This window comes from Phaeobacter sp. CAU 1743, from assembly GCF_039839315.1.
GTDB classification, from domain to species: Bacteria; Pseudomonadota; Alphaproteobacteria; order Rhodobacterales; family Rhodobacteraceae; genus Phycobacter; species Phycobacter gallaeciensis_A.
In genome coordinates, this window is record NZ_JBDOQR010000045.1 from 1 (window position 1) to 25,369 (window position 25,369).

General features: G+C 60.7%; 25 protein-coding genes and 1 tRNA gene. 21 read left to right on the forward strand and 5 right to left on the reverse strand.

All coding sequences use genetic code 11. The features are described 5' to 3' along the window. The first annotated feature begins 249 nt into the window (after positions 1-249). The 7 genes from AAFO90_RS16405 (at position 250) to AAFO90_RS16435 (ending at position 4,330) form a co-directional block, all read left to right on the forward strand. Positions 250-774, forward strand: a complete 525-nt coding sequence (locus AAFO90_RS16405; protein ID WP_347510080.1) for a phosphoribosyltransferase family protein — start codon at positions 250-252, stop codon at positions 772-774. 356 nt (positions 775-1,130) lie between these two features. Beyond that, entirely contained in the window at positions 1,131-1,400 is a 270-nt protein-coding gene (locus tag AAFO90_RS16410; protein ID WP_347510054.1) for a hypothetical protein, read from the forward strand. 237 nt (positions 1,401-1,637) lie between these two features. Further along, complete coding sequence (locus AAFO90_RS16415) at positions 1,638-1,877, forward strand: hypothetical protein (protein WP_347510055.1); 240 nt, start codon at positions 1,638-1,640, stop codon at positions 1,875-1,877. 2 nt (positions 1,878-1,879) lie between these two features. Beyond that, positions 1,880-2,275, forward strand: a complete 396-nt coding sequence (locus tag AAFO90_RS16420) for a hypothetical protein (RefSeq protein WP_347510056.1) — start codon at positions 1,880-1,882, stop codon at positions 2,273-2,275. A gap of 99 nt (positions 2,276-2,374) precedes the next feature. Beyond that, positions 2,375-3,064, forward strand: coding sequence for a hypothetical protein (locus AAFO90_RS16425; RefSeq protein WP_347510057.1), 690 nt, complete (start codon positions 2,375-2,377; stop codon positions 3,062-3,064). Positions 3,065-3,122: 58 nt separating this feature from the next. Then, entirely contained in the window at positions 3,123-3,326 is a 204-nt protein-coding gene (locus AAFO90_RS16430) for a hypothetical protein (RefSeq protein WP_347510058.1), read from the forward strand. Then, a complete protein-coding gene (locus AAFO90_RS16435; RefSeq protein ID WP_347510059.1) occupies positions 3,320-4,330 on the forward strand; it encodes a tyrosine-type recombinase/integrase in 1,011 nt (336 codons plus the stop codon). Before AAFO90_RS16430 ends, AAFO90_RS16435 begins: the two co-directional genes overlap by 7 nt. A gap of 96 nt (positions 4,331-4,426) precedes the next feature. Here AAFO90_RS16435 and AAFO90_RS16440 read toward each other — a convergent pair. After that, positions 4,427-4,511: transfer RNA gene (locus AAFO90_RS16440), tRNA-Leu, on the reverse strand. A 227-nt stretch (positions 4,512-4,738) separates the two neighbouring features. On the opposite strand from AAFO90_RS16440, the gene AAFO90_RS16445 reads away from it, so the two are divergent. Then, entirely contained in the window at positions 4,739-5,272 is a 534-nt protein-coding gene (locus tag AAFO90_RS16445; protein ID WP_065270446.1) for a Hint domain-containing protein, read from the forward strand. On the opposite strand, the gene AAFO90_RS16450 is transcribed toward AAFO90_RS16445, so the two are convergent. Further along, positions 5,269-6,996, reverse strand: coding sequence for an NAD(P)H-hydrate dehydratase (locus tag AAFO90_RS16450; RefSeq protein ID WP_347510060.1), 1,728 nt, complete (start codon positions 6,994-6,996; stop codon positions 5,269-5,271). The two genes, AAFO90_RS16445 and AAFO90_RS16450, sit on opposite strands and share 4 nt — an antisense overlap. 172 nt (positions 6,997-7,168) lie before the next feature. Between AAFO90_RS16450 and AAFO90_RS16455 the strand changes: the two genes are divergently transcribed. The 6 genes from AAFO90_RS16455 (at position 7,169) to AAFO90_RS16480 (ending at position 13,991) form a co-directional block, all read left to right on the forward strand. Then, the gene (locus tag AAFO90_RS16455) at positions 7,169-7,507 is read left to right on the forward strand and encodes a P-II family nitrogen regulator (RefSeq protein ID WP_065270448.1); all 339 of its coding nucleotides are present in this window, start codon (positions 7,169-7,171) and stop codon (positions 7,505-7,507) included. Between the two features lie 93 nt (positions 7,508-7,600). Then, positions 7,601-9,007 carry a type I glutamate--ammonia ligase gene (gene glnA / locus AAFO90_RS16460; RefSeq protein ID WP_347510061.1) on the forward strand — a complete coding sequence of 469 codons (1,407 nt, stop codon included), beginning with the start codon at positions 7,601-7,603 and terminating at the stop codon, positions 9,005-9,007. Between the two features lie 193 nt (positions 9,008-9,200). Continuing rightward, positions 9,201-10,382, forward strand: coding sequence for an ATP-binding protein (locus AAFO90_RS16465; protein WP_347510062.1), 1,182 nt, complete (start codon positions 9,201-9,203; stop codon positions 10,380-10,382). Positions 10,383-10,506: 124 nt separating this feature from the next. After that, entirely contained in the window at positions 10,507-11,757 is a 1,251-nt protein-coding gene (locus AAFO90_RS16470; protein ID WP_347510063.1) for an Hsp70 family protein, read from the forward strand. Between the two features lie 99 nt (positions 11,758-11,856). Continuing rightward, positions 11,857-12,654: a lytic transglycosylase domain-containing protein gene (locus AAFO90_RS16475; RefSeq protein WP_347510064.1), complete on the forward strand. Its 798-nt coding sequence runs from the start codon at positions 11,857-11,859 to the stop codon at positions 12,652-12,654. A gap of 329 nt (positions 12,655-12,983) precedes the next feature. Further along, on the forward strand, positions 12,984-13,991 hold the full coding sequence (locus AAFO90_RS16480; protein WP_347510065.1) for a hypothetical protein: 1,008 nt from the start codon (positions 12,984-12,986) through the stop codon (positions 13,989-13,991). 43 nt (positions 13,992-14,034) lie between these two features. On the opposite strand, the gene AAFO90_RS16485 is transcribed toward AAFO90_RS16480, so the two are convergent. Both AAFO90_RS16485 and AAFO90_RS16490 read right to left on the reverse strand, forming a co-directional pair. After that, on the reverse strand, positions 14,035-14,805 hold the full coding sequence (locus AAFO90_RS16485) for a DUF3445 domain-containing protein (protein WP_347510066.1): 771 nt from the start codon (positions 14,803-14,805) through the stop codon (positions 14,035-14,037). 117 nt (positions 14,806-14,922) lie between these two features. After that, complete coding sequence (locus AAFO90_RS16490; protein WP_347510067.1) at positions 14,923-15,471, reverse strand: NUDIX hydrolase; 549 nt, start codon at positions 15,469-15,471, stop codon at positions 14,923-14,925. 102 nt (positions 15,472-15,573) lie between these two features. Here AAFO90_RS16490 and AAFO90_RS16495 point away from each other — a divergent pair, with 102 nt between their 5' ends. From AAFO90_RS16495 to AAFO90_RS16520, 6 genes are all read left to right on the forward strand, one after another. After that, positions 15,574-16,794, forward strand: a complete 1,221-nt coding sequence (locus AAFO90_RS16495) for a bifunctional alpha/beta hydrolase/OsmC family protein (RefSeq protein ID WP_347510068.1) — start codon at positions 15,574-15,576, stop codon at positions 16,792-16,794. A gap of 169 nt (positions 16,795-16,963) precedes the next feature. Further along, entirely contained in the window at positions 16,964-17,221 is a 258-nt protein-coding gene (locus tag AAFO90_RS16500; protein WP_347510069.1) for a DUF6455 family protein, read from the forward strand. Positions 17,222-17,350: 129 nt separating this feature from the next. Then, entirely contained in the window at positions 17,351-18,655 is a 1,305-nt protein-coding gene (gene purB / locus AAFO90_RS16505; protein ID WP_065270458.1) for an adenylosuccinate lyase, read from the forward strand. Positions 18,656-18,840: 185 nt separating this feature from the next. Then, positions 18,841-19,389: a tetratricopeptide repeat protein gene (locus AAFO90_RS16510; RefSeq protein ID WP_065270459.1), complete on the forward strand. Its 549-nt coding sequence runs from the start codon at positions 18,841-18,843 to the stop codon at positions 19,387-19,389. A 77-nt stretch (positions 19,390-19,466) separates the two neighbouring features. Next, on the forward strand, positions 19,467-20,612 hold the full coding sequence (locus tag AAFO90_RS16515) for a FliG C-terminal domain-containing protein (protein ID WP_347510070.1): 1,146 nt from the start codon (positions 19,467-19,469) through the stop codon (positions 20,610-20,612). 127 nt (positions 20,613-20,739) lie between these two features. Then, entirely contained in the window at positions 20,740-21,663 is a 924-nt protein-coding gene (locus AAFO90_RS16520) for a lysophospholipid acyltransferase family protein (RefSeq protein ID WP_347510071.1), read from the forward strand. Positions 21,664-21,707: 44 nt separating this feature from the next. On the opposite strand, the gene AAFO90_RS16525 is transcribed toward AAFO90_RS16520, so the two are convergent. Continuing rightward, the gene (locus AAFO90_RS16525; protein ID WP_347510072.1) at positions 21,708-22,415 is read right to left on the reverse strand and encodes a DUF1223 domain-containing protein; all 708 of its coding nucleotides are present in this window, start codon (positions 22,413-22,415) and stop codon (positions 21,708-21,710) included. Positions 22,416-22,660: 245 nt separating this feature from the next. Here AAFO90_RS16525 and acnA point away from each other — a divergent pair, with 245 nt between their 5' ends. Next, positions 22,661-25,348 (forward strand): aconitate hydratase AcnA, encoded by a 2,688-nt coding sequence (gene acnA, locus AAFO90_RS16530; protein WP_274833489.1) that lies wholly within the window; start codon positions 22,661-22,663, stop codon positions 25,346-25,348. Positions 25,349-25,369: the final 21 nt, after the last annotated feature.

The window sequence follows — 25,369 nt, forward strand, 5'->3', positions numbered from 1 at the left end:
CTGGAAGTATAGGTATTCTTGGTCATGGCGTGATCTCCCTGGCGGTTGCTGCCGCCGGTTGGGTGGGTGGATGTTCACCCGGAGATTACGCCGCCTTCAAATTTCCACCAACTCCGAGACACGACCGGTAATCTTCGCTTTTGGGGTCTTCTGATGGCAGCCCGAATTCACTTGTCAGGCATAGGTCAAGAGCTGGATTTCGTGGCTCCTTACCCTGGGCACAAAACGACTTCCGCGAAATCAGAGTTGATGGGGGCTGTCGCCGTTGTCGCAGGATCGTTGCGAGCACGGTACGTTTTTGATTTGATTCACCGCCACACCGACGCCCCAAAGTCCCAGCAACTTAGGTTGGATGGGAAGATACCGTCAGTTGGCAATCAACTTAACACAATTCACTTGAATCGGGCTGCGACCAAACCCGGGCCCAAGCAGCAGAGGTATAAGAATCCGCCAAACTTGAAAGGTAGGACAGTCTTAGTCGTAGATGACATTTGCACCCAAGGACACTCATTGGAGGCCGCTCGTAGCTTCTTTGAAGCGGCCGGGGCGAAGGTTATTTTGCTTTCGTGGCTGAAGACTCCGGGGGGAAACCACTACCACGCTGTGACCTGTCTTGATCCCAGTATCAAGAAGCCTTTCGGCGTGTTTAAGTTTGGAAAATCGAAGACCAAGCTGTACTCAAATTCTGGGCACGTGTTTAACCACAAAGCTCCTGAGGAAATTGCTGAAGCCTACACCAAATACTCGAAGTGGGATTGGCCAGCAGGTATCTGAGCAGCCTTCAATTGTCACGTCGGGGAACGACGCAGAAATTGCACCTCTTGCTTTGTGAAACTAGCCCGAGTTCGTGATGTTGGTGGGCGCACGCCGTTGGGCGACGCGTTTCCAATAGCAGGTTTCGACCGCAAAGCGTCTATTTCCGCCCGAACTACAGGTGCAATGGCCGAGCAAACCAGCGGATCACCTCCGCTGTGGCCCGCCAACGGGCCTTGAGACTTTTTTCTCGAGACGGCGAAAGCAACTCTCGCCGTCTCGAGAAAAAACCAAAAATAGGGAAATTTACCCATTTTTGATTGACTTGGGTAAACTTCCCGATTAGCAATCATTCCATCAACCTGATGGAGGATTGAATGAACGACATCACCACAACCGCTCGGCAGATCGCTGGATCGCCCGAGGCTCACCTCGACGAAATCCACCTGTTCACATCGGCATGGGCCGCAATGAAGGCTGCACGGGGCCAGGGCTTCAACCCGGCCCGTCTCCGTGCAGCTCATCTGATCGACCGGCCCGCCCCCACGCCCGAACCGACTGACCAGATCCTTGATCGCGTCGCGCAGAAGGCGCGCCAGATCATCGACGCGAAAGGCTACCAGCCCCAGCGCCGCCATGCGGCCTGACCGCCCAGACCGCATCGCCCTGCCCGATATCGCCGCAGACACGGCGCTGCACGGCAGGACACACCCACGGGCACCGCCCGCCCCCAGATAGCCGGATAGCGGCGCGTGATTTCGGAGGATTGCACGCGCCGTTTTTCTCGAGGTTTCGCGCCCTTGCGCAGGGGCGCGGATCAGCGCGGGCGGTGCAATCCTCCATCCCTACACTGCCCGCGCACAAATTTCAGATCGGAGGTAATCATGGCAAATGACGCGAAAACACTGGCCGAAGCCCTCGCCCGGCGCACCGCAGCAGAGCGGCGCGAAACGATGGCAAACGCTGTGATCGAGGGGAACGGCAGTTATCCGATCGTCGCCCCCCTTCGGTCACTGGTCGAGATCCAGTTGCACGGCATCACTGCGACCGGCTGGGGTGAAGATCAGGCTATCGAGAACTGGATCAAGGCCGCTGATCCGCAGCCTGCCGGTGTAGAGGCTTAACGATGGCGCTCCCCAGCCGTCAGGCGCTCTATTCGGTCGCGCAGGACATGCAGAGCCGCGATGTGTTCGAGCAAGCGAACCTGTTGCAGCAGCTCGGCGGCCGGGTTTTCCCTGCCAGCACCCATGCGAGCGACCGTTTCGATTATGACGCGATGCAATGGCATGTCTCGCTGCTGGGGATCATCGGGCGCGGCCCGGATCTGGCGGACGCCTTGGCCGACTGGCTCAAGACTGCCGGGCTCTATCACCGGACAGACGACACCCGGCGCGCGACCGATGGGCGCCCTGACTGCCCCTACAACGGCCAAGCGCCGTTGCCTGAAACACTCCCCGATGCTGAGGCCCGAAACCTGCCAAAGCACCGACTGGCCGGGGGCGCTGCTCCCGGCCCCTTTTGAACACCCGCGGGCAGGCCCCGCATCCCCTGGGCGCGGCAAAGCCCACCACTCACGAAAACCCGCCGCGCCCCAGGGGATGAATTTACAAAGGTGACACCCATGGCAAAGATCCTGATCGGCTGTGAAACCAGCGGCATCGCGCGGCGCGCCTTTGAGGCCCGCGGGCATGACGTGTGGTCCTGCGATATCGAGGCGGCAGAGGATGGCTCAAACCGCCATATCCGCTGCGACATTCGCGATGGCATCCTTGATGAGGGTTGGGACCTTTTGGCAGTCATGCACCCGCCCTGTACGCGCCTGTGTCGATCTGGGCGCCGCTGGATGAGCGGCCCGGGAAAATGGACCCTGCCGCGCCAACTCCCAAAGGGGCGCACCTGGGCCGAAATGCGGGCGGAGTTTGAGGAAGGCGTCAGCGTCTTTGCTGCGTGCTGGAATGCTCCGATTGAACGGGTCGCAATTGAAAACCCGGTGATGAATGACCTTGCCAAGGACCGGATGCCGACCGATCTGCCCGCACCCCATATCGTACAGCCTTTCTGGTTCGGCGAACCGGCATACAAGGCGACAGGCTGGTATCTGCGCGGTCTGGACCCACTGGCGCCGACCGATCTCCTTCAAGAGCCCGAACGGGGCTCAGACGAATGGAAGAAATGGAACCGGATTCACCGAATGCCGCCCAGCGCGGAGGGCGCGCGTCTGCGTAGTCGCTCTTTCCCCGGAATGATGAACGCCGCCGCCCATCAATGGGGCGATCAGGCGACCCACCAGTGCGCAGCAGTAGCCGCTTAACGACCACCCTCGGCCTAGCCGAGTAGTCCAAGAACCGCCACCGTTTGAGGTATCAGCAATGGGACGTATCGCACCGATAGCAGTTGCCGAACGCACTGCGGCTAAGATGATGGACATGGCGCCTTCGGATTTTCGCCGGTTGGTGCAATCCGGGTCACTGCCATCACCAGTGGAGATCTCAGGCATTCAGCGCTGGCGGGTGTCCGACCTTGAGGCGGTGCTGAGTGGCGCGGCGATGCACGAGGATGAGTTTACATGGTGAAGAAAAACGAAAAACCATTCCTCGCCAGGATACGCCGTGGCGACAAAGACTATTGGTATTTTCGCCGCGGCTCCACGCGCATCAGGCTACCCGATAACCCGGACAGTCCCGAATTTGATCGGGCCTATTGGGATATACGGTCAGGAAAATCTAAGCCAACGACGAAAACGACGTTCGAGGCCCTGATCGTCAGCTACTACCAAACGCCACGTTTCATGAAGCTGAAAGACAGTACCAAGGCAGAATACCGGCGAACGCTCGAGCTGATCAGGGAAAAGAACGGCGCCAAGGACTTCACAAAACTGCGGCGCAAGGATGTGATCGCAGCCCGCGACCAGTATGCAGCCCAATGGCGCAAGGCAAACGCCATGGTCGAACAGCTATCCATCCTCGCGCGTCATGCGATGGATCTCGAATGGATCACCGCGAACCCGGCGCAAGGGGTCGAGAAACTCAAAGGCGGTAGCTATGAGGCATGGCCAGAGCCGAAGCTCGAGGCATACGAGCGTTTCTGTGACGCCAATGGCCTTTCGCTCGAGCGCACGATCTACGAGCTGTGTATCGGCACGGGCCAACGCATCGGCGATGTTGTCGCGATGGAGTGGGACCACTTCAAAGGCGGCTATATGGAGGTCGTGCAAGAGAAGACCGGCGCGCGGCTTTCGATTTTCTGCCCTGACCGCCTGCAACACTACCTGGCGCAGCTTCCGCGCACAGGGCGGCATATCCTCGCCAAGAACCTGACCCAGCATATCAGCAAGCGCCGGGCTCAAAGTGTCGTTGCCGCCGTCCGCGAGGGAATCGGAGCAAGTGGTTTCGTGATTCACGGCTGGCGCTATACGGCTGCAAAAGAACTAGCAGAGGCGGGTTGCTCAGATACCGAGATCCAGTCGGTGACCGGCCACAAGTCTCTCGAAATGGTCAAGAAGTACCGACAACAGGCACGGCAAAAGCAGCTTTCACGCACGGCACAGTTGCGCCGGAACAGACCAAAAACGAAATAGGAACAGCCGCAGGAGTGTAAAACAGAGTGTAAAACTCTGAATTCGCCCCGGCAAAAGGTCGCCGAATACGCCACGATTTTTCATGTAAAATCAAAGTGGTGCGGGTGAAGGGACTTGAACCCCCACGCCTTGCGGCGCCAGAACCTAAATCTGGTGCGTCTACCAATTCCGCCACACCCGCACTGGCGCAGCACCTTCCGGCGCTGCGTGAGCCGCTGAATAGCAAAGCCCGCCACAGGATGCGAGAGGAAATCGCACCGGAGCCACACTATTCGATTGCGGCACCAAAGACACATCTATGCCACAGCTTCCCCCATAAGCGAAAAATTGCGCAGACGCGGGCGCGGCAAATGGCTAGTGTCTAAAAAAAACAAATAAAATGCTACTGAGGCAGAGCGAGAGACCCCCATGAAACCGCACGCGAATCCGCCTGCGCAGCATATCGTTGCGCGCATCCTGCAAAGCCGCCGCGAGCAGACCGGCAGCCACGCGGCCCAAAGTTCGGTTACGCTGATTACCGGCACTCCGATCCAGACCCAAGACGGCGCTTTGGCCGTTGAGACTCTGACAGCCGGGGATCAGTTGATAACACGGACGCAGGGCCTCACTCCGCTGAGCAAGATTCGCAAATCCCGCGCCATGATGCATGCGGTCCGCTTCACAGCCGGATCGCTGGGGCACACTCAGCCGGGCGGCGATTTGCTGCTGCCGCTGAACCAGCAGGTTCTGATCCGAGACTGGCGCGCCAAGGCGATGTTCGGACAGCCGCAGGCCGTTGTGCCTGCGTTCGAACTGATCGATGAGGAATTCATCCGCGACGAAGGCATGCAGATGTTGGAACTCTGCACCCTGACCTTTGATCGCCCCCATGTGATCTACGCGGGCGGCATGGAGATCGCCACCTCCCGCGCGGCAGGCGACAACCTGCGCCCGGCGGCTTAAAACCCTAGCTTGCGAAATACGGCTGGGATCTGCTCTGGCAGGTCCTCGGCGATCAGTCCGGGGCCGAATTCCAGCGCGCATTCCACATGCAGCCAGGCAGCACTTACCGCCGCCTGCATCGGGCTAAGGCCCCGCGCCAGCAAACCGGTGATAAATCCCGCCAGCACATCCCCCGACCCAGCCGTCGCCAGCCAGGGCGCGGCGCGATCATAATGCGCGGAATTCACCGAACAGCGCCCATTCGGCGCGGCGATGACCGTATCGGCGCCCTTGAACAGCACCACGCAGCCTGCCCGCGCGGCAGCGTCGCGCGTGGCGTCCACCTTGGAATAGGCCGGACCTTTTGTGGCGGGCGCATTCAGTTTCGCGGCAATATCCGGGAACAGCCGCGCAAATTCGCCGCCATGGGGCGTCAGCACGCAGTTTTCATGCAGCATGGAAAAGAGCTCTTCCGGCGCATCGCCAAAGGCTGAGAGCGCATCGGCATCCAGCACCGTGGCCCGTTTGGCCACCAGGGCCGCAGGCACAAGATCCCGCGCGCGATCAAGGCCCATTCCGGGGCCAAGGCAGAGCGCATTGAGGCGGGTATCCTCGAGCGCCTGAGCCAGAGCCTCAGCATGTGCCACCCGTTGCAGCATCAGCGCGGTGATCTGGCAGGCGACCTCCTGCTGGGCGCTTGGCGGCACGCCCAGCGTCACCAGCCCTGCCCCGATCCGAAGCGCCCCCCGCGCCGACAGCCGCGCGGCACCTGTCTTACCGGAACCACCCGAAAGGATCAGGGCGTGACCGTGGGAGAATTTGTGGCCTGATCGCTTGGCCATCCAGCGGGAAGTGTCTTTGAAAGATATCTTACTGCGAACGTCATCAACGATTGGCGCTTGCCCTGTGAGGCGAACACCGGCTGGACGCAATATGCCAACCGGGCCATTTTCGGTCACAACAAAAGGCGGCTGCCCTTCTTTTCGAGGTTTGAAAGACCGCCAGTTCGCCAAACCGATATCCTTGACTACCACACGCCCACAGTGCGTGGGGCCAGCGGCGATGAAGTGACCGACTTTGGGGGAGTCAAACGCGACCGTCAGTCTGGCTTGGGGCCGAGGGTCAAGCTCCTTGGGCAGTGCTGACGTTCGGATCTTCGCCCCCGCAGGAAGCTTGCCAAACAGCTCTTTGAGCGATGGCGGCTGCGGCACCAACCATCGACCGCTATCCAGACAAATCCCGGAAGGTGCGTCGATGGCCACGGTACAATCGTCATAACGGTCACCATTTCTGCCCGTCATATGGCTGATAACATCCAACGCCGTCCCCTCGAGCGGGCGTGACAGACCGGTTCCGAAAAGAGCATCGATGTAAATCGTATAGGGCTCTTTCCGAAACCCTCTTTCAGAAAGCTCCTCTACCTGATTGTCAGCCAACCAGATTTCGTAGTTCGTGCGCGCGTCGGGGGGGAGCTTGTCCGGATCACCATATAGGAAAACCTTAACGAGCCATCCTTTCCCAGCCAATAGGCGTGCGACGACGAAACCATCTCCGCCGTTGTTTCCCGGTCCACATAGAACTGCTGCGCTTTGCGGAGCACTTTCATACTCGGGCCATTCCTCGAAAATGGCATCCACCACGCCCTGCCCGGCCCGCTCCATCAGCTCCAGGCCGGTCACCTTACCTGACTCGATTGCGGCCTGTTCGATGGCGCGCATCTGGGCAGCTGTCAGCAGTTCGGTCATTCTCCAGGCTCCCGCGATTCAATTCTGATTATTTTTTGTGCGCAGTGATTATTTTTTAAACACCCACGCCCATTTTGCAGGCTGATTTTCCGGCATCTTTGGCGGCATCCATTGTCGCCAGCATTTAGAAATGATCTGACCAGCTTCGACAAGGTTGTGAGGAGCCCACGAGATGAAAAAGATCGAAGCCATCATCAAACCGTTCAAACTGGACGAGGTGAAAGAGGCGCTGCAGGACGTCGGTGTACAGGGCCTGTCCGTGATCGAGGTTAAGGGCTTTGGTCGCCAGAAGGGGCACACGGAACTTTATCGCGGCGCCGAATACGTCGTCGATTTTCTGCCCAAGGTGAAAATCGAGGTGGTTCTGGACGACGATCAGGTGGACGGCGCGATCGAATCCATCGTGAACGCGGCAAAGACAGACAAGATCGGCGACGGCAAGATCTTCGTCAGCCCGGTCGAGCAGGCCATCCGCATCCGGACCGGCGAAACCGGCCCCGACGCACTTTAATACCAGATATCGCCAGCGCGCCGGGATTGCCAAAGGCAGCGTAGCGGGTTGGCGCAGCAACACACGAATTTTCTTACGGAGAGGAAAGCACCAATGAGCAAGGACGCAGTTCTGAAGCTGATCAAGGACGAGGAAGTCGCCTATGTCGACATCCGGTTCACCGACGTACGTGGTAAACTGCAGCACGTCACCGTAGACGTGGACATGGTCGACGAGGATTTCCTCGAAGAAGGCTTCATGTTCGATGGTTCCTCCATCGCGGGCTGGAAGTCGATCGAAGCTTCGGACATGAAGCTGATCCCCGACACCGAAAGCGCCTATATCGACCCGTTCTACGCGGAAAAAACCGTCTGCATCCACTGCTCGGTTGTTGAGCCCGACACCGGCGAAGCCTACGAGCGTGACCCGCGCGGCACCGCACAGAAGGCCGAAGCCTACCTGAAGTCCAGCGGCATTGGCGACTCCGCATTCATGGGTCCGGAAGCGGAATTCTTCCTGTTCGACGATGTGCGCTTCTCCAACTCGATCAACAAAGTGTCCTACGAAGTCGACGCGACCGACGCGTCCTGGAACACCGATGCCGAGTATGAAGTTGGCAACATGGGCCACCGTCCCGGCGTCAAGGGCGGCTACTTCCCGGTCAACCCTGTCGACGAAGCACAAGACCTGCGTTCCGAGATGCTGTCGACCATGAAGCGTCTGGGCATGAAGGTGGACAAGCACCACCACGAGGTTGCCTCCTGCCAGCACGAACTGGGCCTAATCTTCGACAGCCTGACCAAACAGGCGGACGAGCTGCAGAAGTACAAGTACGTGATCCACAACGTCGCGCACGCCTACGGCAAATCCGCAACCTTCATGCCGAAGCCGATCGCAGGCGACAACGGCACCGGCATGCACGTGAACATGTCGATCTGGAAAGACGGCAAGCCGCTCTTTGCTGGTGACAAATATGCGGATCTGTCCGACGAAGCCCTGTGGTTCATCGGCGGCATCCTGAAGCACGCGAAAACGCTGAACGCCTTCACCAACCCGTCCACCAACTCCTACAAGCGTCTGATCCCGGGCTTCGAAGCTCCGGTTCTGCGCGCCTACTCCGCCCGCAACCGTTCCGGCTGCGTGCGTATTCCGTGGACCGAAAGCCCGAAAGCCAAGCGCGTCGAGGCCCGCTTCCCCGATCCGGCCGCAAACCCCTACCTGGCGTTTGCAGCCCTGCTGATGGCCGGCCTTGACGGTATCAAGAACAAGATCGATCCGGGCGAAGCCATGGACAAGAACCTCTATGATCTGCCCGCCGAAGAGCTGGCCGATATCCCGACCGTCTGCGGCTCGCTGCGCGAAGCGCTGGAAAGCCTGGCGGCAGACCACGACTTCCTGCTGCAGGGCGACGTGTTCACCAAAGACCAGATCGAGGGCTACATCGCGCTCAAGATGGAAGAGGTGGAAACCTACGAGCACACCCCGCACCCGGTTGAGTACGGCATGTACTACAGCTGCTAATAGCTGCGGCAGTCAAAACCATGAAAGAGCGCCCATCGGGCGCTCTTTTTCATTCACAGGTCCGGCCTTCACTGGACCAACGAGTGGCAGTCTTCAGATCTGGAGCGGTGTGGGCGCTTCAGAAAAGGTTAAGCTCTGCCATCATAATGTCGTAGGGTGCGACATGAGTTTCTCAGAATAGCGAGCGTTCATAATGCAGAAATTCAGCCTCAGGGATCTTGAGCTGATCGACGGCCCGCCCCACCCGGAATTCGACAATCTGACCCGGTTGGCACAACGCACCATTGGCGCCCCGGTGGCTCTGCTCTCCACCATCGACAGCGACGCAAAACGTCAATTCTTCACCAGTCAGACCGGGCTTAGCGGCCCGGCGGCAAAGGATCGGCACGCGCCTCTGTCTCATTCCTTTTGCCAGCACGTGATCCAAAAGGATGCCCCCGTGACTGTTCAAGATGCCCCCAACCCTCCCCCGGATCTGGGCACGGGTATTGCCCCGGGGCTTGGCATTGGTTCCTATCTTGGCGTGCCGGTTTACCGACCCGGCGGTGTACCCGCTGCGGTGCTGGCGGTAATTGATGACAAACCGCGCGCCTGGACTGAGACGGACATATCCCTGCTGCGGCAACTGGCCTTTTGCGCCACCGATGCGATCCGGACGCGGGCAACAATGCTTGAAATGGCACATATCAACCGGGAGAGGCGCGAGTTCACTTATGCGGTTTCGCATGATCTGAAATCGCCAGCCAATACGCTCAACCTGCTGCTGCAGGAGCTGGATGCCGAACGCGACCGGCTGAGCGAGGACGGAATTTTCCTGCTGGAGCAAAGCCAGAAGACCGCAGCCCGCATGATGCGGCAGATGAATGACATTCTGGAATACTCCCGCGTGGTTGGCGCCCGCATCCAAAAGCGGGACATCGATCTCAACACGCTGGTGGGCGAGCTGGTGCAGGATCTGCAAGGCGAGATCCAGCATGCCGGGGCCACCATCGACATTGGCCCCCTGCCGGTGGTGACTGGCAACCGAATGCAATTGCGCTGCCTATTTCAGAACCTGATCACCAATGGCATCACCTTCCGCTCAGGCGCGCGCAAACCCATCGTCTCCATTACGTCCGTTTCCGGGGCCAACAAGGGGCAGGAACGCATCGACGTCGCCGACAATGGCGCTGGGATCTCAACCTCAGATCAGCAGCAGATTTTTCAGCTGTTCAAGAAGCTGCACAACCCGAATGAATACGATGGCACCGGCATCGGACTGACACTCAGCCGCCGGATCTGTTCCAACCACAATGGCCTGCTGGAAGTGTCATCTGAGGTCGGACAAGGCTCCACCTTTCGGGTTACCCTACCAAGCGGATCCTCTGCGACCTGAACCGATCAACCGCGTTCGGCCATCGCTGTGGATGACAAAGGCAAATGCGCGGGGCAGTCATTCTTGAACCCCGCCCGTTCTGCCTGTAAAGCCGTCGCTCCCCGGACCCGCAGGAGACAGGCCAATGACCGCCCCCATGACTTTAGGCATCGATTTTGGCACCTCCAATTCGGCGGCAGGTGTGGCGGCGGGCGGGCGCCCCTGGCTGATTGAACTGGAACCGGGCGAACAGACCCTTCCCACTGCCGTTTTCTTTGATCCCGACAGCGGCAAGATGCGCATCGGACGCAGCGCCACCCGGGCGCTGATTTCCGGCGACGAGGGCCGCTTCATGCGCGCCCTCAAAAGCCTCCTTGGAACGCCCCTGCTGCACGAGGAACGTCGCCTTGGCGGGCAGCGAATGACCCTTTCGGCGGTAGTCACCCAGTTTCTGGCCGAGGTCAAAGCCCGCGCCGAGGCGCAGACCCACATGACATTCACCCATGCCCTGTCGGGCCGTCCGGTGCGGATTCACAGCCGCGATGAGGCCCGCAATGCCCAGGCCGAAGACGACCTCCGTGCCTGCTACCTGGCTGCCGGATTTCAGGACGTGCGCTTCATGCTGGAGCCCGAAGCGGCGCTGCGCGCAACCGAGGCCCGCTCGGGGCTGGGGCTGATTGTCGATATCGGTGGGGGCACTTCGGACTTTACCGCCTTCCGGCAGGACGCTGACGGCACCACTGATATTCTGGCCTCCTACGGGATTCGTCTGGGCGGTACCGATTTCGATCAGAAGATCAGCCTGGCCCGTGTTATGCCGCTTCTGGGGCGTGGTAGCAGCATCCGCAACAGTTTCGGCAGCGGCACCCTGCCCGCGCCGAACCGGATCTACAACGATCTGTCCAGCTGGCAGATGATCCCGTTTCTTTATACGCCCGAGCACCGCCGCGCCGCACGTGACCTCCAGCAACAGGCCAGCGAACCGGACAGGCTGGCGCGCCTCGTTAGCACGCTGGAGGATGAACTGGGCCACGACATCGCCTTTGCGGTGGAGCGCGGCAAGATCGCAGCCAACCAACCGCAGGACGCCGGCGCACAGATCGATCTCAAGGTTCTGGAGCGCGGCCTGCAGGCCTCTCTATCTGGCGATGACATCTCGGCCCTACTGGAGGCACAGATGCAGGAACTGGCCGAGGCCGCCGCAGAGACACTGAAACTGGCAGGCACTGCCCCGGAAGAGGTTAATCGCATCGTTCTGGTTGGTGGCTCGGCGCTGCTGGGCTGTCTGCAGCAGGAAATTCAGCGGCTTTGCCCCGGCGCGACGGTGGAAAACCGTCATGCGCTGACAGCCGTGGCAGACGGATTGGCCATCGCCGCCGCCGAGGCCTTTGCCTGAGAGCAACACCAGCGCCGAAACGCGCCATATGTCCGTATATTTTCTGCGCGAGAGCGGTAGGCTGGAGGCATCCAGTTCCAGTTTCCGAAGGTTTCCGCCATGCGTATTTTGCCAGTTCTTTGCCTGTCCCTGACTTCTTTGCTACCGGTCGCCTCTGTGGCCGCCTCCTGTGGCAATACCTCTGCGGGCTTTGCCAGCTGGAAGGCAGAGTTCGCGGCCGAGGCCAAGCGTGCGGGCGTCAAGCGCAAGGGGCTGAAGGCATTGGCACAGGCACAGTACGCCAGCCGCACCATCGCCGCCGACCGCAATCAGAAAAGCTTTCGCTATAGCCTTGAGAAATTCATGCAGCTGCGCGGCTCAGCCACGATTGTTGCGCAAGGGCGCAAGCGCAAGGCCCGCAATCCGGAATTCTACGCGGCGTTGGAAAAGAAATACGGCGTGCCCGCAGGTGTCCTGATCGCCATTCACGGCATGGAAACCGCCTTTGGCCACTTCATGGGGGACAGTCAGGTGGTTTCGGCCATCGTGACCCTGACCTACGATTGCCGCCGCTCTGATTTCTTCCGGCCCCATGCTATCGGCGCGCTGAAGCTGGTGGATCAGGGCGCGATCACCCCCGCGACACTCGGCGCCAAACATGGCGAGCTTGGCCATACGCAATTCCTGCCCGGAAATGCGCTGACCTATGGCGTGGACTGGACCCGTGACGGGCGCGTTGATTTCTATGATCAACAGGATGCGCTGGCCTCGACCGCGAATTACCTGCGCAAGAAAGGCTGGAAACGCGGCAAGGGCTACCAGCCGGGGCAGCCGAATTACAAAGTCCTAAAACAATGGAACGCGGCAACCGTTTATCAGCAATCACTGGCCATCATGGGGCAGCAGATCGACGGCTGAATCTCGGGCCTGGCGCGCGGCCGCGGATTGCTGGCAAGGGCGCCGACTGAGTCCACTCCCCCATACTGCGAACAGTCCGTCCATTTGCCGTGCATTGTAATCACTATGGCATCAACATGGCCGCAGGGCGCCCGGTTTCAGCCACATTCGGCTGGGGCTTGCGCCAAACACGACTGACATCACATTGTTTTTATTTGAATAAAAATTTACTCACCTGCACTGGCGGGATTTTTCACCGCGCCCCTCAGAACCTGTTCTGATGCCTCACTTTGCGCCTTTTCCCTTTGTAATCTTGGGTTAACGGCACCCCGAACGAAGGAGGCTTGAGAATGACACAGGTAGAACAGTTCAAAGGCAGGCTCGGTTTCAAGACCCGCAGCAACCGGCTCCTCAACAAGGGGCTGATCCAGGCTGTCGACATGCTTGAGGAATACGGCCACCCGATGGCGCAGATCAACACCCGGGCGGCAAATCGGGTCGAGATGGAAGGCGATCAGTACCGGGTTATCCTGCGGCTGCGGCGCCTACCGCTGCGACTTGGCATGCATGTCCCGGCGGGCCTTTCTGCTCCGGCGATCTTTCTTGAGGTCACAATGGAGCGCCTCTACCCCAGCGCCAGCGACAGCGAGATCACCGAGATCCTGCTCGCGGTACTCCTGCGCCGCCTAGCCGAAACGCTGTCCCCGACGGTCGTCTTCTGGCAGGATGCGCCCAAGGCGATGACCTGCGACGCCTTTCTCGGCGTTTTCAACCTGCACCACGCGGCAGATACGGCAGAGGCGCAGGCCCCCGCCGAAAGGACGCCGGGCTCCCTGCTCAGCCGCCCGGCGTCCGACAATATCCACCCGCGCAAGGCATTGCCCCGGCGCCGGGCTGCCTCGCCCGCGCCCTCCCCGTTCAAACCGACCGGCAAGTCGCGGGCCTCGGCAAGATTGTTTACCGCCCGCAGCGGCGCAACCCCGGCGCCAGCGGCCGGGAAGCCGCGCGGACGCTCCTGTTTCGCGCCGGTGGAGGCGATGGCAGATGATCTGGACCAGCAATGCGCCCGCCACGTGCGCACCGATCCAGGACACGCCGATCAGGTCGTGGATCTGTCGGGCCTAAAACCCGCTCAAGGCGGTGCGCGGGCGCAAGGCATCGTGACATGGGCTGCAACCGGACTGGTTGCGATGCTGTCGGCGCCCGCTGCCCTGCTGCTTTTGCTGGTTGAATTGCTCAGGGGCTCCCAGCTGACCCCGCGCAGGCAAGCCCTAAGCCTTGGTGTCTTTCTGGCCCTGTTGCAAAGTACGGAAATGGTTCAAGCCGCAGCAAAGGTCCTGAAGCTGCCTACACCCTGAACTCCGGAGCCTCCGGACCAGAGGGCGCCTTGCCGGATGCAGCCTATACGGTCTCGATATCCTGCTCGTCCTGCTGCCATTGGCGCAGGACGTCGGCGCGGCTCAGCACGAAGGTGTGGATCGAAAAGACAACCGCGCGGGTGCGAGGCAGACGCAGAATGCTCTGCGTTTCGCTGCGCATGAACCCGGCTTCTTCGCTGCGCGGCTGTTCGCGCGGCGCATTGGCGCTGCGGGGCTGGTGCAGCATCGGATCGTGATACCACAGCGCATTGAACCGCCACAGCGGGCGATCCACCTGCACGCCGTCAAACAGCCGCTGCACCCGCGCCGCGATATTGGCGTCGTAGCTGTCGACCGGCACGTGAATGGCAATCAACGGACGCATGAATTTTTCAGACAATGTCCAGCTGGCCGGGAAACACAGAACCGCGCCGGTTAGCACGTGTTCCGCCGCGCCTTCGGGTTTCTCCAGAATGCAAAAATCCTGCTGGGTGATCCGGCCAAGGGTTCCCAGGGGATCCTGCAAATCGATCCGCACCGTCACCCCATCGGGGCGCTGCACTTGATCCTCAGCACCGGGGTACAGATGGGCCAGTACGCGTTCCAGCAATTCGTCGGCAGCGGGACGGCCGCCCTCATCCAGCATCAGGACCTTGTCCCGGGCCGTGTCCAGCAGGCGCTCACGCTCCGCCATCTGGTCGCCAAAGGCACCATCCGAACGGAGCCAATCGGCCACCGGCAAGGGTTTGATCCCCGGCAGACGTTGCGAGGCAAGCGGGTTGTACGGGATCTGGGTCTGTAGAATCGCTGTCATGTTATGGTGCTAGCATAAATTTGATCAAAAGGAGGAGGCCCTGTGTCCCGTTCAGCCAAAAACCACTAAAAAATCACGCGACCCACCGTCGCAGAGACAGGTTTAGGCGCACTGCCGTCAGCAGGCACTGGCCCCGCGCAGAAACCCCCGCAGTTTCTCACGCAACACAAGAACGCTTGGTGCTGTTGTTCGCTCTTCCAGCCGGACCAGCGGGACCCACTCCAGCGCGTGGGATTCGTGGCTGACCTGAATTTTCCCCGCCGCAGCGCGAAACAGGAAACGCACGTCATAGTGCAGATGTGCGCATTCTTTGGGCGATGCCGGAATTTCATGAATATCGACGTCAAACACCTGCGGCGACAACATCTCGAGCCGGGAAAGGCCACTTTCCTCATAGGCTTCCTTTTGGGCCACAAAGGGCGCATCGGAAATCCCGTCGCAATGGCCTCCGAGCTGCAGCCAGCGGTCCAGTTTTGCGTGGTGGGTCAACAGGACAGAGGACATATCCGCAGAGAGGACAAATGCCGAAGCGGTAACATGCCCGGTGGCCGGATCGCGATCAAAGGCGCGGGGTTCTGACGCGCAGAACCGGCCAAGACGGGACCACATGTCATGGTCGCGTGCTGTTTCAGGGCTGTACCCTCCGATGCCGATGATGTGCTCCATGGTCTCGCCCCTTCACCTTCACGTGTTATTTTCGGCCCGCGCCTTGCCGAACCCCGCCTGCTGCCGCACCTTGGGATCGAGAAAACCAAAGGCCAATCTTCCATGCCCACAGAACGCATCACGTTTCCCGGACACGCCGGGACCGCGCTAGCTGCGCGCCTCGACCTGCCCGAGGGGCCTGTCCTTGCCACCGCCCTGTTCGCACATTGCTTTACCTGCTCCAAGGACATCCCGGCCGCCCGGCGCATCGCGGGGCGTCTGGCCTCGATGGGTATTGCGGTTCTGCGCTTTGACTTTACCGGTCTTGGACATTCGGATGGGGAGTTCGAGAACACCAGCTTCTCCTCCAATGTCTCGGACCTGATTGCAGCCGCGCAGTATCTGGCAGGGCGTGATATGGCGCCGCAGCTGCTGATCGGGCATTCGCTGGGCGGCGCCGCGGTTCTGCGCGCCCGCGCGGGCATTCCTTCGGTGCGCGGTGTGGTGACCCTCGGCGCGCCTTATGATCCCGAACATGTGGCCCACAACTTTGGCTCCCAACTGACCGAGATCGAAGCGGTCGGCGCCGCCGAGGTCTGCCTTGGCGGGCGTCCCTTCACCATCCGCCGCCAATTTCTTGACGATATCCGCGCCAGCGCCTTGGGCCCCTGCATTGCAGATCTGGATGCGGCCCTTCTGGTGATGCATGCCCCACGCGATGAAACCGTCGGGATCGACAACGCGGCCGAGATCTTTGCCGCCGCCAAACACCCCAAGAGCTTTGTCACGCTGGATGACGCGGACCATCTGATTTCCCGCGCGCAAGATGCCGAATACGCCGCCGAAGTGATTGCCGCCTGGGCCGGGCGCTATGTGGAGATGACACCGCCCGCCCCGCCCCCCGGCGCACCCGAGGGGATCGTGCGGGTTGCCGAAGCCGATCCCGAAGGCTTCCTGCAGGACATTCAGTCCGGCCCGCGTCACCACGCGCTGGCCGATGAACCGCTGGCCTATGGCGGCACCAATCGGGGCATGTCTCCCTATGGTTTCGTCGCAGCGGGGCTTGGCGCCTGCACCTCGATGACCATCCGGATGTATGCCCGGCGCAAGGAATGGCCGCTTGACAGCGTTTCGGTTGATGTGTGCCACGACAAGGTGCACGCGCAGGATGCTGCCCCGGCGGGTCCGGCCAAGATCGATCAATTCACCCGGAAAATCAGCCTCTGCGGCACCCTGACACCGGATCAGCGCGCAAGGCTGCTGGAGATCGCCGACAAATGCCCGGTGCATCGCACATTGGAAAGCGGTGCCCGGGTGATCACGGTAGACATTTCGCCTCACTAAGTTCAGCGCTGCTGAGCGTAATCCATATACGATACGGACAGGCGGCTTTTTCGCCGCCCGTCCGCGCAATTCCTGCGCCGATTGATCGATATCAAGGCCCGCCCTTCGTTCTTAGCCATGATCGCCTGCAATGCATTCGCACCCTTATTGGCACGACAGGAGACGCAACATGGGACTGGTGAAGAAACTGGAGCAAAGCTCGGACCTCGTGAACGGCATGGCCGACCGCCTTGGTATCGACATGGGCGAGATCATCGCCCGTGACCCGGAGCACGAAGGCCCCAAGCTGATGCGCGCTATCATGCGCTGCAGCCATTGCGACGATCAGGCAGGCTGCACCCAGTTGCAAGCGGATCAGGACCATCTGGACGCGGCCCCGGCCTATTGCCGCAACAAGGACGTCTTTGACCGTATCAGCCAGGGCTGACGCGATCAGCTAGGCTCCGCGGCGGGCGGACAATACGTCCCGCCCCCGCCGTGGCGGCTTGTTCCTTTGGGCAGAGCGGTCTATGACGCGGCGCAAGTGTTCCCGCAATTGCGAAAGGTGTTTCCGCCGATGATCCCCCGTTATGCCCGCCCCGACATGGTCGCCATCTGGTCCCCCGAGACCAAATTCCGCATCTGGTACGAGATCGAGGCGCACGCCTGTGACGCGATGGCCGATCTGGGCGTTATCCCGCGCGAAAACGCCGACGCCGTCTGGAAGGCCAAGGATGTGGAATTCGACGTCGCCCGCATCGACGAGATCGAAGCCGTCACCAAACACGACGTCATCGCCTTCCTGACCCATCTTGCAGAACACGTGGGCAGCGAAGAAGCGCGTTTCGTACACCAGGGCATGACCTCATCAGACGTGCTGGACACCTGCCTCAACGTGCAACTGGTGCGCGCTGCCGACATCCTGCTTGCCGATATGGACAACCTGCTGGCAGCGCTGAAGAAACGCGCGATGGAGCACAAGAACACCGTGCGCGTTGGCCGTAGCCACGGCATCCACGCCGAACCCACCACCATGGGGCTGACCTTTGCCCGTTTTTATGCCGAGATGGACCGCAACAAGGCGCGCCTGCAGCAGGCCCGCGAAGAGATCGCCACCGGCGCGATTTCCGGCGCTGTCGGCACCTTTGCCAATATCGATCCGGCGGTGGAAGAGCACGTCTGCGAGAAACTGGGCCTCAAGCCCGAACCGATTTCGACCCAGGTCATCCCGCGCGACCGCCACGCGATGTTCTTTGCCACGCTGGGCGTCATCGCATCCTCGATCGAGAATGTCGCCATCGAGATCCGCCACATGCAGCGGACCGAAGTTCTGGAAGGCGCGGAATTCTTCTCGATGGGCCAGAAAGGCTCCTCGGCGATGCCGCACAAGAAGAACCCTGTGCTGACCGAGAACCTCACAGGTCTCGCGCGCCTGGTCCGCATGACCGTGATCCCGGCGATGGAGAACGTGGCGCTGTGGCACGAGCGCGATATTTCGCATTCCTCGGTCGAGCGCGGCATCGGCCCGGACGCTACCGTGACGCTGGACTTTGCCCTGAACCGTCTGACCGGCGTCATCGACAAGATGCTGATCTTCCCCGAGAACATGCTGGAAAACATGAACAAGTTCCCGGGTCTGGTGATGTCGCAGCGGGTGCTGCTGGCGCTGACGCAAGCGGGCGTGTCCCGCGAAGACGCCTATTCCATGGTGCAGCGCAACGCGCTGAAGGTCTGGGAAGAGCGCCTTGATTTCCAAGAACTGCTGCTTGCAGACCCCGAGGTTGTTGCTGCCCTCGGCGAAGATGGCATCAAGGAGAAATTCGACATGGGTTATCACACCAAACATGTCGACACGATCTTCAAACGGGTGTTCGGCGCCTGAACCGCCTTCCCGTCTTCCTGATGACGACGCCCCGCCAAAATGGCGGGGCGTTTTTCATTTACGCACCCGCCACTGGGCAAATATTCGCCAGAGAGTACCGGAAGCTCCCTTATCCTGGGAATTCCCCTCCACTGAGCCGGTAAATCAGACTAGATTCCCTCCATAACCCGTAATGAGGATCCCCAATGCGTGCCATCGTTCTTGCAACCGTGATGTCCCTGCCCGCGATGTCACTTTCCGGGGCAGCCTTTGCCGCTGGCGACAATACCTTCACGGCTCCGACCACCACGCAAACCACCAAGGAATGCACCGGAGCGCAGGTCTGGGACGAAAAAAAAGGCAAATGCGTAGACGCCAAGGATTCGGCGTTGGATGCCGATACGCTGTATGACGCGGTGCGTGAACTGGCCTATGCGGGCCGACTGAAAGACGCGCAAATGGTTCTGGCCGCGATGCCGGATCAAAGCGAAGGTCGGGTCCTGACCTACTGGGGCTTCACCGCCCGTAAGCTCGGCCAGCCAGATGAGGCCAACGCCTATTACCAGCGCGCCATTGCTACCGATCCCGACAACCTTCTGGCCCGCTCCTATATGGGACAAGGCTTTGTCGAGGAAGGAAAACTGGGGCTGGCCCTGGCACAGTGGAAGGAAATCCGTGCGCGTGGCGGCACTGGCAGCTGGCCTGAGGTCTCGCTCTACAAGGCGCTGCAGAGCGGACAAACCTCAAGCTATTGAGCTTTAGTCTTTCTTTACCGCTAATGGCCTATCTTGATCCCAACAGAAAGAGAATCTTTTTGGCAAGGGTCCTATAGATGCAAGACGACCAGATGTTGGCGCTCCCCATGGCGACAGGCGGTGATGGATTGGGAGATTTTTCGGCTCCGGCTCCGCTTGGTGGAATGGGGGGAGGAATGGATAGTCCCATGGGTGGATCGCTCGGCGGCTCCGCTTCCCATCTGAGCGGCAAGGCAAAGGCGGCGATCGTCGTGCGCCTGCTGCTGAACGAAGGCGCCGACATCCCGATTGAAGAACTGCCCGATGAGCTGCAGATGGAACTGACGCAGCAGATGGGGAAGATGCGCATCGTCGACCGCGAAACGCTCTATGCCGTTGCCAGCGAGTTTGCCGAAATGCTCGACAACGTTGGCCTGACCTTCCCCAACGGGCTGGCTGGCGCGCTGACCGCCATGGATGGCAAGATCAGCCGCCATACTGCCAGCCGCCTGCGCAAAGAGGCCGGCGTGCGTCAGTTCGGCAATCCCTGGGACCGTCTGAAACAGCTTGCACCCGAAGATCTCGCCTCGCTCGCCGAAGCAGAAAGCACCGAAGTTGCGGCTGTGCTGCTGTCGAAACTCGACACCGCCAAGGCCGCACAGATGCTGGCTGCCCTGCCCGGCCCCGTGGCCCGGAAAATCGCCTATGCCGTCAGCCATACCAAAAACGTGACCCCGGACACCGTCGATCGGATCGGCCTGTCCCTGGCAGCGCAGGTGGAGGCCCGCCCGGATCTGGCCTTTGACACCACCCCGGGCCAGCGCGTCGGTGCCATCCTGACCGAAGCCGCCGCAGCCAAACGGGACGAGGTTCTGACCGCACTGGAAGAAGAAGACGAGGAATTCGCCGGCGACGTGCGAAAGGCGATCTTCACCTACGGTCTGATCGCAGAGCGCATGCACCCGCTGGATGTACCCAAGCTGATGCGCGTGCTGTCCCAGCCCGATGTGGTCACCGCCATCGCCTTTGCTAGCGCGGAAGAGGACGTTGCCTCTAGCGAATTCCTGCTGGAAAACATGTCGAACCGCATGGCCAACAATATCCGCGAGGAAGTCACCGAACGCGGCAAGGTCAAACGCGCCGATGGCGAAACCGCCTTCAGCATGATCGTCAACGCCATGCGCGATCTGGTGAACAGCGGAGAAATCGAGCTGAGGTCCGAGGACGGCGAAGAGGACGAGTAAGTCCTGATCGCTCCCGCTTCCTCTACCGATACGCTGCGGGCGCCCAGCTGACGGCTTGTACCCAATGGCGGCTGGGATTAAGTAGACATGCTCTATTTGATCCCAGCCCAGCAGGCCCATATCCACAATGCCCGTCGCCGCCTCCGAGCTTTCTACAGCCCAAAAGGCAAAGTATTTTGCCAGCAACGTCTTTCTGCGTGGCGTGATCGGTGCCATGGGGCTGATCCCCTATCGCCTGCGGCTGGCTGCGATGGGGCGTCTGGTACGCGCCGCGGCACCTTTGGCGGGCTTTGACCGCAGGATCCGCGACAACCTCGCCCTCGTCTGCCCCGACTTGCCGCCCGAGGATGTTGACCGGCTCTGCCGCGAAGTCCCCGACAACGCCGGGCGCACCTTTGCCGAACTCTATGCAGGCGCCCCCTTCCTTGCGCGCGCCAAGGCGGCGCCGATCACCGGTGAGGGTGTGACCGCGCTCGAGAAAGCACGCGCTGACGGGCGCCCTGTGATTCTGGTCACCGGTCATTTCGGAAATTATGACGCTGCCCGGGCCGGGTTGATCGCACACGGTTTCCCGATGGGGTCGCTCTACCGGCGCATGGCCAACCCCTATTTCAATGATCACTACGTCCGTGCCATCGAAGGCAACGGCAAACCGATGTTCGAGCAGGGCAAACGCGGCATGGTCGAAATGGTCCGCCATCTGAAAAAGGGTGGCAATATCGCCATCGTCGCCGACCTGCACGTGCATGGCGGCGAGGAGATCCCATTCTTCGGCAAGCCTGCCGTCACCTCTACCGTTCCTGCGGAACTGGCGCTGAAATACGGCGCGGCACTGATCCCGGTCTACGGCATCCGGCAACCCAATGGCGTTGATTTCGAAATCCACCTCAACCCGGAAATTCCGGCGTCAGATCCCATCACCATGACCCGCGCGATCTGCGACGATCTGGAAAGCGTCATCCGCAAGCATATGGGGCAATGGTTCTGGATCCACCGGCGCTGGAAAGCATACACGCCGCCGAAAAAGCCCAATTCCGATCCCGTGGGATAATGCCGACCACGGCAGGTACAGGCGCCCCCAGGAGTTGGCGCTGATTACTTCAGCTGCGCGGCGGCTATGATGGGGCCGCTGCCAGCCTCTTGCACCAGCACGGCCAGCGACTGATCCCCGGGCAGCGGCACGGTCAGGTTCAGGTCTTCCTGCCCGCCCCATTCTGCGATCTGCTGCCAGTCCTCGACGATATTGGCATAGGCCATGGTCCGCCCTGCCAGTTCTCCTCGGCTGATCGACACCCGGCGCAGCGGCGTGAACCGCACCACATCAACCCGCAGCGCCCCTTTGGGCAGCGCGCCGCGAGCCTGCACCGAGATTTCGACACCGGCCGCCGTTGCCGTCAGATCCAGCGCCACCGGCTGCGCGCCGGTCTGGTGCCGTTTGATCGCATCACCTACTTTCAGCGGGTCGGCGGCATGAACATCCTCCTGCCCCATCACGATCATCTGCGGAGTATGAACCATGTTACGGCCCATCGCCCGGGCATAATCCTTTTGCCGCTGAGTATAGGTCGGATCGGCAAAGACGTCCTTCCAGCCGATGTAATCCCAGTAGTCGACATGGAACGCCAGCGCCAGAACGTCCTCACGTTCTACCAGTTTGTGCATCAGGGCATCGGCCGGCGGGCAGGACGCACAGCCCTGCGAGGTAAAGAGCTCCACCACCACCGGCTGATCCACCTCTTCCGCACGGATCGCGGCAGGCATCGCAAGGCACAACACACTGGCAAGAGCGGCAAAACGCATCATTGTTCGGAGTACCCCTTTGGTCGTGATCCGCAGGCCAACTCTCGCTGGCCCCCCGGTGTACCCCAACCCAATTCTGAACACCAATCAATCATTCTTGAGACTTGGTTTACCCTTTGCATGCGCTCTTGTGTACTATTGCATACAAAAAATGCACCAGAAGGCGTTTCCCCTATTGAAAGAAGGCCGAACCTGTTGCAGATAGCCTGCAGCGAATTCCCCATTATCACATCCAGAGGGAGGCCAACATGCCTATCACCGTCGGACAGGACAATGCCAAGACGCGCCGCACGCTCAGCGCCGGTGGCAAGTCGATTTCCTATTACTCGATCCCCGCAGCCACCGAAGCCGGCCTCGGCGATTTCTCGAAACTGCCGGCGGCGCTGAAGGTCGTTCTGGAAAACATGCTGCGCTTTGAAGACGGCGGTTTCTCGGTCTCGCTCGAAGACATCAAGGCCTTTGCGGAATGGGGCGCCAACGGCGGTCAGAACCCGCGCGAAATCGCCTATCGCCCGGCCCGCGTGCTGATGCAGGATTTCACCGGCGTTCCCGCCGTTGTGGACCTTGCCGCCATGCGCGACGGCATCAAGGCGCTGGGTGGCGACGCCCAGAAGATCAACCCGCTGAACCCGGTTGATCTGGTCATCGACCACTCGGTCATGATCGACGAATTCGGCAACCCGCGCGCGTTCCAGATGAACGTGGACCGCGAGTATGAGCGCAACATGGAGCGCTACCAGTTCCTGAAATGGGGTCAGGGCGCCTTCAACAACTTCCGCGTTGTGCCTCCGGGAACCGGCATCTGCCACCAGGTGAACCTGGAATACCTGGCCCAGACCATCTGGACCGACACCGATCAGGACGGCAATGAAGTCGCCTACCCAGACACACTGGTCGGCACCGACAGCCACACCACCATGGTCAACGGCGCGGCCGTTCTGGGCTGGGGTGTTGGCGGCATCGAAGCCGAAGCCGCAATGCTGGGTCAGCCGATCTCGATGCTGATCCCCGAAGTCATCGGGTTTGAACTGACCGGCGACATGGTCGAAGGCACCACCGGCACTGACCTGGTTCTGAAAGTCGTAGAAATGCTGCGTCAAAAAGGCGTTGTCGGCAAATTCGTCGAATTCTACGGCGAAGGTCTGGACCGTCTGCCGCTGGCGGACCGTGCCACCATCGCCAACATGGCACCGGAATATGGCGCGACCTGCGGCTTCTTCCCGATCGACGCGGAAACCATCCGTTACCTGCGCAACACCGGCCGCGACGAAGACCGGATCGCGCTGGTCGAAGCCTACGCCAAGGAAAACGGTTTCTGGCGCGATGCGGATTACGCACCGGTCTACACCGACACGCTGTCCCTCGACATGAGCAGCATCGTTCCGGCAATCTCCGGTCCCAAGCGTCCGCAGGACTACGTGCCGCTGACCAACGCCCAAGCCGCCTTCCGTCAGGAGATGGAAAACACATTCAAACGCCCGATGGGCAAGGAAGTGGCCGTCAAAGGCGAAGATTACACCATGGAATCCGGCAAGGTCGTGATCGCCTCGATCACCTCCTGCACCAACACCTCCAACCCCTACGTGATGATCGGCGCGGGTCTGGTTGCGAAAAAGGCGCATGAGCTGGGCCTGAACCGCAAGCCCTGGGTGAAAACCTCGCTGGCGCCGGGTTCGCAGGTGGTGTCCGAATACCTTGAGGCCGCAGGCCTGCAAGAGCATCTGGACGCTGTCGGCTTCAACCTCGTTGGCTATGGCTGCACCACCTGTATCGGTAACTCCGGTCCGATCCAGCAGGAACTCTCCGACGCCATCGCCGAAGGCGATCTGGTGGCAACCTCGGTCCTGTCGGGCAACCGCAACTTCGAAGGCCGCATCAGCCCCGATGTGCGCGCCAACTACCTGGCCTCGCCGCCGCTGGTTGTCGCCTATGCGCTGGCAGGCACCATGGATATCGACCTGGCCAACGACCCGATCGCCCAAACTGCCGATGGCAAGGACGTCTACCTGAAAGACATCTGGCCCTCGACACAGGAAGTCGCGGACCTCGTGCAGGAAACCGTAACCCGCGAGGCCTTCCTTTCGAAATACGCCGATGTGTTCAAAGGCGACGAAAAATGGCAGGCGGTCGAAACCACCGATGCGGAGACCTATGACTGGCCCGCGACCTCGACCTACATCCAGAACCCGCCCTACTTCCAGGGCATGGGTACCGAGCCGGGCACCATCTCCAACATCGAGGGCGCCAAGCCGCTCTTGATCCTGGGCGACATGGTCACCACAGACCACATCTCCCCGGCGGGCTCTTTTGCGACCACCACACCGGCAGGTCAGTACCTGATCGAACGTCAGGTGGCCCCGCGTGAGTTCAACTCCTACGGTTCGCGTCGCGGCAACCACGAGATCATGATGCGCGGCACCTTTGCCAACATCCGCATCAAGAACGAGATGCTGGACGGCGTTGAAGGCGGCTACACCAAAGGCCCCGATGGCGAGCAGACCTCGATCTACGAAGCCTCGATGGCCTATCAGGAAGCGGGCACTCCGCTGGTCGTCTTTGGCGGTGAACAGTACGGCGCGGGCTCCTCGCGTGACTGGGCTGCAAAAGGCACCGCCCTGCTGGGCGTCAAGGCTGTGATCGCCGAAAGCTTTGAGCGTATCCACCGGTCCAACCTGGTTGGCATGGGCGTTATCCCGTTCGAGTTCACCGCTGGCGATACCCGCAAGTCGCTGAACCTGACTGGTGACGAAACCGTATCGATCCGTGGCCTCGACACCATCGAGCCGCAGCAGGAAGTGCCCTGCGACATCACCTACGCAGATGGCACCACCAAGACCATCACGCTGAAGTGCCGCATCGATACCGCACCCGAGATCGAGTACATCGAACACGGCGGCGTGCTGCACTACGTGCTGCGTAACCTCGCGAAGTCGTAAGGCCCGCGCCATATGGAATTG

What these genes read in the sequence shown, in the direction of transcription:
- AAFO90_RS16405 (WP_347510080.1), top strand. Translation starts at nt 250, where the DNA reads ATGGGGGCTGTCGCCGTTGTCGCAGGATCGTTGCGAGCACGGTACGTT.
- AAFO90_RS16410 (WP_347510054.1), top strand. Translation starts at nt 1,131, where the DNA reads ATGAACGACATCACCACAACCGCTCGGCAGATCGCTGGATCGCCCGAG.
- AAFO90_RS16415 (WP_347510055.1), top strand. Translation starts at nt 1,638, where the DNA reads ATGGCAAATGACGCGAAAACACTGGCCGAAGCCCTCGCCCGGCGCACC.
- AAFO90_RS16420 (WP_347510056.1), top strand. Translation starts at nt 1,880, where the DNA reads ATGGCGCTCCCCAGCCGTCAGGCGCTCTATTCGGTCGCGCAGGACATG.
- AAFO90_RS16425 (WP_347510057.1), top strand. Translation starts at nt 2,375, where the DNA reads ATGGCAAAGATCCTGATCGGCTGTGAAACCAGCGGCATCGCGCGGCGC.
- AAFO90_RS16430 (WP_347510058.1), top strand. Translation starts at nt 3,123, where the DNA reads ATGGGACGTATCGCACCGATAGCAGTTGCCGAACGCACTGCGGCTAAG.
- AAFO90_RS16435 (WP_347510059.1), top strand. Translation starts at nt 3,320, where the DNA reads ATGGTGAAGAAAAACGAAAAACCATTCCTCGCCAGGATACGCCGTGGC.
- AAFO90_RS16445 (WP_065270446.1), top strand. Translation starts at nt 4,739, where the DNA reads ATGAAACCGCACGCGAATCCGCCTGCGCAGCATATCGTTGCGCGCATC.
- AAFO90_RS16450 (WP_347510060.1), bottom strand. Translation starts at nt 6,996, where the DNA reads ATGACCGAACTGCTGACAGCTGCCCAGATGCGCGCCATCGAACAGGCC.
- AAFO90_RS16455 (WP_065270448.1), top strand. Translation starts at nt 7,169, where the DNA reads ATGAAAAAGATCGAAGCCATCATCAAACCGTTCAAACTGGACGAGGTG.
- glnA (WP_347510061.1), top strand. Translation starts at nt 7,601, where the DNA reads ATGAGCAAGGACGCAGTTCTGAAGCTGATCAAGGACGAGGAAGTCGCC.
- AAFO90_RS16465 (WP_347510062.1), top strand. Translation starts at nt 9,201, where the DNA reads ATGCAGAAATTCAGCCTCAGGGATCTTGAGCTGATCGACGGCCCGCCC.
- AAFO90_RS16470 (WP_347510063.1), top strand. Translation starts at nt 10,507, where the DNA reads ATGACCGCCCCCATGACTTTAGGCATCGATTTTGGCACCTCCAATTCG.
- AAFO90_RS16475 (WP_347510064.1), top strand. Translation starts at nt 11,857, where the DNA reads ATGCGTATTTTGCCAGTTCTTTGCCTGTCCCTGACTTCTTTGCTACCG.
- AAFO90_RS16480 (WP_347510065.1), top strand. Translation starts at nt 12,984, where the DNA reads ATGACACAGGTAGAACAGTTCAAAGGCAGGCTCGGTTTCAAGACCCGC.
- AAFO90_RS16485 (WP_347510066.1), bottom strand. Translation starts at nt 14,805, where the DNA reads ATGACAGCGATTCTACAGACCCAGATCCCGTACAACCCGCTTGCCTCG.
- AAFO90_RS16490 (WP_347510067.1), bottom strand. Translation starts at nt 15,471, where the DNA reads ATGGAGCACATCATCGGCATCGGAGGGTACAGCCCTGAAACAGCACGC.
- AAFO90_RS16495 (WP_347510068.1), top strand. Translation starts at nt 15,574, where the DNA reads ATGCCCACAGAACGCATCACGTTTCCCGGACACGCCGGGACCGCGCTA.
- AAFO90_RS16500 (WP_347510069.1), top strand. Translation starts at nt 16,964, where the DNA reads ATGGGACTGGTGAAGAAACTGGAGCAAAGCTCGGACCTCGTGAACGGC.
- purB (WP_065270458.1), top strand. Translation starts at nt 17,351, where the DNA reads ATGATCCCCCGTTATGCCCGCCCCGACATGGTCGCCATCTGGTCCCCC.
- AAFO90_RS16510 (WP_065270459.1), top strand. Translation starts at nt 18,841, where the DNA reads ATGCGTGCCATCGTTCTTGCAACCGTGATGTCCCTGCCCGCGATGTCA.
- AAFO90_RS16515 (WP_347510070.1), top strand. Translation starts at nt 19,467, where the DNA reads ATGCAAGACGACCAGATGTTGGCGCTCCCCATGGCGACAGGCGGTGAT.
- AAFO90_RS16520 (WP_347510071.1), top strand. Translation starts at nt 20,740, where the DNA reads ATGCCCGTCGCCGCCTCCGAGCTTTCTACAGCCCAAAAGGCAAAGTAT.
- AAFO90_RS16525 (WP_347510072.1), bottom strand. Translation starts at nt 22,415, where the DNA reads ATGATGCGTTTTGCCGCTCTTGCCAGTGTGTTGTGCCTTGCGATGCCT.
- acnA (WP_274833489.1), top strand. Translation starts at nt 22,661, where the DNA reads ATGCCTATCACCGTCGGACAGGACAATGCCAAGACGCGCCGCACGCTC.